We start from the raw sequence: 1,051 nt of genomic DNA, 5'->3' as shown, positions 1-1,051 counted from the left end.
AAAACTCAAAGGAATTGACGGGGGCCCGCACAAGCGGCGGAGCATGCGGATTAATTCGATGCAACGCGAAGAACCTTACCAAGGCTTGACATATACCGGGAACTTCCAGAAATGGTTGCCCCGCAAGGTCGGTATACAGGTGGTGCATGGTTGTCGTCAGCTCGTGTCGTGAGATGTTGGGTTAAGTCCCGCAACGAGCGCAACCCTCGTTCTATGTTGCCAGCACGTCATGGTGGGAACTCATAGGAGACTGCCGGGGTCAACTCGGAGGAAGGTGGGGATGACGTCAAATCATCATGCCCCTTATGTCTTGGGCTTCACGCATGCTACAATGGCCGGTACAAAGGGCTGCGATACCGTAAGGTGGAGCGAATCCCAAAAAGCCGGTCTCAGTTCGGATTGAGGTCTGCAACTCGACCTCATGAAGTCGGAGTCGCTAGTAATCGCAGATCAGCAACGCTGCGGTGAATACGTTCCCGGGCCTTGTACACACCGCCCGTCAAGTCATGAAAGTCGGTAACACCCGAAGCCAGTGGCCTAACCGCAAGGAGGGAGCTGTCGAAGGTGGGATCGGTGATTAGGACTAAGTCGTAACAAGGTAGCCGTACCGGAAGGTGCGGCTGGATCACCTCCTTTCTAAGGAGCATCTGGACACCGCAGGGTGTTCCAGGCGCCAGATCAAAGCGAATGTCTTTGCTGGTAGCTCATGGGTGGAACATTGAACTAGGTGCTCGGTGAGATCGTCTCGCGTCAGTACAGCCTTCGGGTTGGGAACGCGTCGTGGCGGTGGAGTCGGGTACATGCACGCTGTTGGGTCCTGAGGGACCGGGCCGGCTGCCTTCGGGTGGCGGGGTCGACTCTCCGGATCTTTTTCTCACGCCTGGGTGTGTGGGAGAGGGATACCGCCCGTATTTTGAGAACTACACAGTGGACGCGAGCATCTTAGATTCACGGCTTCGGTCGTGGATCGACAAGATTCGCATGGCGCGGCTTTCGGGCTGCGGTCATGCAAATCATTGGATCTGCAACTTTTCGAGTTGTAGTTTCTTAA

At 55.7% G+C, this 1,051-nt stretch carries 1 rRNA gene; it reads left to right on the top strand.

Features of this window, described 5'->3' with window-relative positions:
* A 16S ribosomal RNA gene (locus C5C99_RS16655) occupies window positions 1–636 on the top strand; the annotation flags it as partial.
* Window positions 637–1,051 lie beyond the last annotated feature (415 nt).

The organism is Rathayibacter sp. AY1C4 (assembly GCF_002932195.1).
In the GTDB taxonomy this organism is placed as follows: domain Bacteria; phylum Actinomycetota; class Actinomycetes; order Actinomycetales; family Microbacteriaceae; genus Rathayibacter.
This window is presented reverse-complemented; position numbering and strand designations above follow the sequence as displayed.